A 6,513-nucleotide genomic window follows, 5' to 3' on the forward strand; every position below is an offset into this window, starting at 1 on the left:
ATTTCATAATAAAAACACCCCAAAAGTTAGATTTTTTCTGTCTAACTTTTGGGGTGCAGTTCATTCTTGGGTATCTTTTTTAAAATAAACGGAAGACATGGGATTCGAACCCACGCACGCTGTTACACGCCTACCGCGTTTCCAACACGGCCTCTTAAGCCTCTTGAGTAATCTTCCAATACTTACTCAAATAGTCTACCATAAAGGCTCTTATCTTGCAATAAAAATTTTGGAAATAAGAAAAATGATAGATTTTGAAAGAAAATGACAAAAAGCGCTTGACTTTGAAAGAAAGTGTGATAGAATGAATAGTGTAAACGATAACAGGAGGTGGTTCGGTGTTAAAAATAGAGCGGAAACAACTGATTTTAGAGGAGTTAAATCAACATCATGTAGTTTCTCTAGAGAAATTAGTTAGTTTGCTAGAAACGTCAGAATCAACGGTTCGAAGAGACTTGGATGAGTTGGAAGCGGAAAACAAGCTTCGTCGTGTGCATGGTGGAGCAGAATTGCCCCATTCCTTGCAGGAAGAAGAAACCATTCAAGAAAAATCTGTCAAAAACCTTCAAGAGAAGAAGTTGTTGGCTCAGAAAGCAGCCTCTCTCATTAAGGAACAAGATGTCATCTTTATCGATGCTGGAACAACTACAGCCTTTTTGATTCATGAATTGGTCAATAAGAATATTACTGTAGTAACCAACTCGATTCACCATGCGGTTCAGCTAGTTGAAAAGCAAATTCCAACTGTCATGGTGGGTGGTAGTGTCAAGATGACAACAGATGCTAGCATCGGGGGCGTTGCTCTTAACCAGATTAACCAATTGCACTTTGACCGTGCTTTTATAGGTATGAATGGTGTAGACGAAGGCTATTATACGACTCCTGATATGGAGGAGGGAGCTGTGAAGCGAGCTATTTTGGAGAATGCCAAACAGACTTATGTCTTGGTGGATTCGTCTAAAATTGGACAAACTTGCTTTGCCAAGGTAGCACCACTCAAACGAGCTATTGTTATCACAAGTCAAGGGCATGAGCTCTTGCAGGCTATTAAGGAGAAAACGGAGGTAATAGAAGTATGATTTATACAGTCACACTCAATCCATCCATTGACTATATCGTTCGTTTGGACCAAGTCCAAGTTGGTAGTGTCAATCGTATGGACAGTGATGATAAGTTTGCTGGTGGGAAAGGAATCAATGTCAGTCGTGTCTTGAAACGCTTGGATATTCCAAATACAGCGACTGGATTTATCGGTGGCTTTACTGGTAAATTTATCACAGATACTTTAGTAGAGGAAGAAATCGAGACACGTTTTGTCCAAGTGGCAGAAGATACTCGTATCAATGTCAAAATTAAAGCAGACCAAGAAACAGAAGTCAACGGAACGGGTCCAAATGTAGAACCAGCTCAGCTAGAAGAATTGAAAGCTATTTTATCTAGTCTGACTTCAGAAGATACAGTTGTCTTTGCAGGTTCAAGTACTAAAAATCTAGGCAATGTTATCTACAAGGATTTGATTGCCTTGACACGCAAGACTGGTGCGCAAGTCGTTTGTGACTTTGAAGGTCAGACCTTGATTGATAGTTTGGACTACCAGCCACTTTTGGTCAAACCAAACAATCATGAACTTGGAGCGATTTTTGGGGTTAAACTCGAAAGTTTAGATGAAATTGAAAAATATGCTCGAGAATTACTGGCCAAAGGAGCTCAAAACGTCATTATCTCCATGGCTGGGGATGGTGCCCTTCTTGTCACATCTGAGGGAGCATACTTTGCTAAACCAATCAAAGGGACAGTCAAAAATTCAGTTGGGGCTGGTGATTCTATGGTTGCTGGATTCACAGGTGAATTTGTCAAATCAAAAGACGCAGTAGAAGCCTTCAAATGGGGAGTGGCTTGTGGAACAGCAACTACCTTCTCGGATGACTTGGCAACAGCAGAATTTATTAAAGAAACATATGAAAAAGTTGAGGTAGAAAAAAGATGAAAATTCAAGACCTATTGAGAAAAGATGTTATGTTGCTGGATTTGCAGGCGACTGAAAAAACAGCTGTCATCGACGAGATGATTAAAAGTTTGACAGACCACGGTTATGTGACAGATTTTGAAATCTTTAAAGAAGGAATTTTGGCGCGTGAAGCTCTCACTTCTACTGGTTTGGGTGACGGAATCGCAATGCCTCACAGCAAAAACGCTGCTGTCAAAGAAGCGACTGTTCTCTTTGCTAAGTCAAACAAGGGTGTTAACTACGAGAGCTTGGATGGACAAGCAACTGACCTTTTCTTTATGATTGCAGCTCCAGAAGGTGCCAATGACACCCACTTGGCAGCCTTGGCAGAATTATCTCAATACTTGATGAAAGACGGTTTTGCTGACAAACTTCGTCAAGCAACATCAGCTGACCAAGTCATTGAACTCTTTGACCAAGCTTCAGAAAAAACTGAAGAGCCTGTTCAAGTACCTGCTAATGAAACTGGTGACTTTATCGTAGCCGTTACAGCTTGTACAACAGGTATTGCCCACACTTACATGGCTCAAGAAGCCCTTCAAAAAGTGGCTGCTGAAATGGGTGTTGGGATCAAGGTCGAAACTAACGGTGCCAGTGGTGTTGGTAACCAACTAACTGCAGAGGACATCCGCAAGGCTAAAGCTGTTATCATCGCAGCAGACAAGGCAGTTGAAATGGATCGTTTCGATGGCAAACCATTGATCAATCGTCCGGTTGCTGACGGTATCCGTAAAACAGAAGAGTTAATTAACTTGGCTCTTTCAGGAGATGCTGAAGTTTATCGTGCTGCTAATGGAACAAAAGCTACAACAGCCTCTAACGAAAAACAAAGCCTTGGTGGTGCCTTCTACAAACACTTGATGAGTGGTGTATCGCAAATGTTGCCATTTGTTATTGGCGGTGGTATCATGATTGCCCTTGCCTTCTTGATTGACGGTGCTTTGGGTGTTCCAAATGAAAATCTTGGTAATCTTGGTTCCTACCATGAGCTAGCTTCTATGTTCATGAAAATTGGTGGAGCTGCCTTTGGTTTGATGCTTCCAGTCTTTGCAGGTTATGTTGCCTACTCTATCGCTGAAAAACCAGGTTTGGTAGCAGGTTTCGTGGCTGGTGCTATTGCCAAAGAAGGTTTTGCCTTTGGTAAAATTCCTTATGCCGCAGGTGGTGAAGCAACTTCAACTCTTGCAGGTGTCTCATCTGGTTTCCTAGGTGCCCTTGTTGGTGGATTTATCGCAGGTGCTTTAGTTCTTGCTATCAAGAAATACGTTAAAGTTCCTCGTTCACTTGAAGGTGCAAAATCAATCCTTCTTTTGCCACTTCTTGGAACAATCTTGACTGGATTTGTCATGCTAGCTGTTAATATCCCAATGGCAGCAATCAACACTGCTATGAATGACTTCCTAGGTGGTCTTGGAGGAGGTTCAGCTGTCCTTCTTGGTATCGTCCTTGGTGGAATGATGGCTGTTGACATGGGTGGACCAGTTAACAAAGCGGCTTATGTCTTTGGTACAGGTACGCTTGCAGCGTCTGTTTCTTCAGGTGGTTCTGTAGCCATGGCAGCAGTTATGGCTGGAGGAATGGTGCCACCACTTGCAATCTTTGTCGCAACTCTTCTTTTCAAAGATAAATTTACTAAGGAAGAACGCAACTCAGGTTTGACAAACATCATCATGGGCTTGTCATTTATCACTGAGGGAGCAATTCCATTTGGTGCCGCTGAGCGATCCCAAGTTTCATCCTTGGTTCAGCAGTAGCAGGTGGACTCGTTGGTCTTACTGGTATCAAACTTATGGCGCCACACGGAGGAATCTTCGTGATTGCCCTTACTTCAAATGCTCTTCTTTACCTCGTTTCTGTATTGGTAGGAGCAATCGTAAGTGGTGTGGTTTATGGTTACCTACGCAAACCACAAGCAGTTAAATAAAAGGGAACTATATACCAGTTTAAACCAACCACAAAATGTAGTATTTCAACAATATCGAAAAAGACGATTTCCGTTTGGAAATCGTCTTCTCACTATTTCAATAGTTCATACTCAAATAATTTACTTTCAAGCTCATTCTCATAGTAATCAGCTAACCTTGTTTTAAGTTCTTTTAGTTTAGTGTTAACTTTTTCATTGTTGAATATCTTTTTATCATTACCATCTTTGTATGATGTATTTATGTCCAATTCAATTTGATAAGTACCATAATTGTATTTTGGATTATATTCTTGAGTATTTTTAGCTAGTTCAAGTAATTCATCAAAGACGCCTAGCAACATTAAGTCAGCTCTATCAAGTTTTCCATATTTTTCTTGTTCGACCAATTCTTTACGAACTAGAGAGTTCTCATCTAGGCACATTTCGTTACTATAAAACTTTCCATCAGAACCATCAAAGCTCAAACAATGATTTTTTTGAGAGATACAAGTCCATAATGTAGCTTTTCTAAGAAAATCTGTATCCTCTGTATACAAATCCCCTTTATCAGCAGTTGTGTAGTAAATATCCCTTTCATACCAGTTTTTTTGAGGGTATTGCTTGGCAACAAATAAAGCAGTTTGCTCTGCGTAATTATTTGTTCTAACTTGACTACCTCGTCCATGATAAATAGCAATTCTAGTCATTCTTATGTCCTGCGGAGTAGTACCAAAACCACTGGCTTCTATAACCGCTAAAATATTGTCATTATAAACAGGTTTTCCATAGCTTTTTAATGGTACTTCTTTACCATCGTAGCCAGTAGCAATTTTAGATAACACATCTGTTTTTAACTTTTTAGAATAGTATTCTCCTAGCGTTTTGTATACTTTTTTTATAGTGACATGCTTCACATCTTTAAGAATAGCATCCTCAGGTACATCAATGACTGCTGCTCCTTTCCCAGTTCCCCATTTTTTATTATCTCTCCATATTTCTTTAGCAGTTACAGTAATACTTTCAGTTTCGTTATCTTGATCGTTTTTCCAAAGTGCTACCAAAACGGAACTTTCTTGTGCTTTAAAGTTCCCTCTGTTTGCTAGAAAACCATTAATAAAGATTTTTTGCATTAGACCAACTGATTTCCAATACTTAACAGGAGCAAATAAAATATAATAGTCGTTTTCATCTCTCATAAAGTATTTTTCAAAAGACCAAACAAATTGATTTAGCAAATCTTTTGCATGGTTACTATCACCCACAAATTCATCGGACATCAATTTCCTTATATAGCTAAATTTATCTATCGATTTAACATTTCCTTCTTGAGCCCGAGCTAATTCGCTAGAATAAGGGGGATTTTCAAAACCAATAATCGCAACATTTTTGTCATCTATGATTTCTTGTAATGTATTATGTTTTCCATCTGTTTCCATTGGAATCGATAAAAACTCTTCTGCTAAAGCATCCCCACCTGTTACTAAGTTCCCCTTGTTTGCTTGTACAATTGAAAGTGGTGGTATGATAGCCCTCACCTTTCCAATATATTTGTTATACAAAACAAGCCATTCTTTTATTTCATAAGTATTCAAGATAACATGGCCTAACTCTTCTTCAGTTAAATAATGCTCTAATGCTCCTGTACCAGCACATCTATCCAAAATAACATAGTCCATATTTTTAGGAAGACTGCTAATAGCTTGACGAACAAGTTTAGTTGCTTCTTTAACATAAGGTAATGGTGTATAAAACGCTCCTAAATCTTTTCTATTTGCAGGGTCATTTAATGCGTCCATCACGGTGTCAAAATCGCTTTCGTCTCCACACCAAGGTAAGATATAGTTTTCGACTATTGAATTAGACGGTTGTTTGAGCATCTCAAACATTTGAGATTTTGTTGTTGTTTTATCGTGACGGTATATGTAGTTCGCCCACCCTAAAATGTTTGGAAAGCCAATTTCAAACTTTTGATACTCGTCTATTTGGAATAATTCACGCAATTCACGATTTTTAGGGCTCTTTGGTTGAAAAACATCAAATTCAATTACTTTTTCAGGATTAGTAGCATCTTTTAAAGTCTTCTGATTTACATTTTTTGATGCACTATTCGTATAATTTTGTAAAATTTCTAAACGATATTTAGTTGCATCATAAACACTAGCACGATTTTTATTAATATCAACTAAAACGATTTTGCTTGGTATAGGAATACCACCTTTAATCCTTAATTTAGACAGATAGTGGATAGCTTGAGTAAGCACAGCATTAAGATCAGCAATGCTATTTTTAAATTCAAACAGAGATCCGTTAACGATACCATCAGTATTTTCGATTAAAATATCTTTTTCATCAAAACCGAAATTTCTCCAGAAAAATAAATTGTCTGCTCTTTCATTTCCAGATTGCCAACTTCTATCAATAGCTAGAGGCGTCATTTTACACCTCCAACAATCAACTCATTGAGTTGAGAAACAACAGAAAAGACCTTCTCACAAAAATGTGAAAAAGTCTGTTTTAGGGCTTGACAAAAAATACGCTTGATTACATAATCAGCGTGAGCTGTGAGCTGTGAGCTGTGAGCTGTGAGCTGTGAGCTGTGAGC

3 protein-coding genes, 1 tRNA gene and 1 pseudogene are annotated in these 6,513 nt (G+C 38.7%); 3 read left to right on the forward strand and 2 right to left on the reverse strand.

Annotation, left to right across the window (positions count from 1 at the left end):
* Positions 1–89: 89 nt before the first annotated feature.
* Positions 90–177, reverse strand: a tRNA-Ser gene (locus tag ADH52_RS08200).
* Between the two features lie 161 nt (positions 178–338).
* Between ADH52_RS08200 and ADH52_RS08205 the strand changes: the two genes are divergently transcribed.
* From ADH52_RS08205 to ADH52_RS08215, 3 genes and pseudogenes are all read left to right on the forward strand, one after another.
* Positions 339–1,079, forward strand: a complete 741-nt coding sequence (locus ADH52_RS08205) for a DeoR/GlpR family DNA-binding transcription regulator (protein ID WP_049510900.1) — start codon at positions 339–341, stop codon at positions 1,077–1,079.
* Entirely contained in the window at positions 1,076–1,987 is a 912-nt protein-coding gene (gene pfkB, locus ADH52_RS08210; protein WP_049510901.1) for a 1-phosphofructokinase, read from the forward strand. The genes ADH52_RS08205 and pfkB overlap by 4 nt, the downstream gene beginning before the upstream one ends.
* Positions 1,984–3,932 (forward strand): annotated as a pseudogene (locus ADH52_RS08215) (fructose-specific PTS transporter subunit EIIC). The gene pfkB and the pseudogene ADH52_RS08215 overlap by 4 nt, the downstream one beginning before the upstream one ends.
* Positions 3,933–4,024: 92 nt before the next feature.
* Here ADH52_RS08215 and ADH52_RS08220 read toward each other — a convergent pair.
* Positions 4,025–6,346: a hypothetical protein gene (locus tag ADH52_RS08220; protein WP_023947000.1), complete on the reverse strand. Its 2,322-nt coding sequence runs from the start codon at positions 6,344–6,346 to the stop codon at positions 4,025–4,027.
* Positions 6,347–6,513 lie beyond the last annotated feature (167 nt).

The sequence above is a fragment of the Streptococcus pseudopneumoniae genome (genome assembly GCF_001072665.1).
In the GTDB taxonomy this organism is placed as follows: Bacteria; Bacillota; Bacilli; order Lactobacillales; family Streptococcaceae; genus Streptococcus; species Streptococcus pseudopneumoniae_S.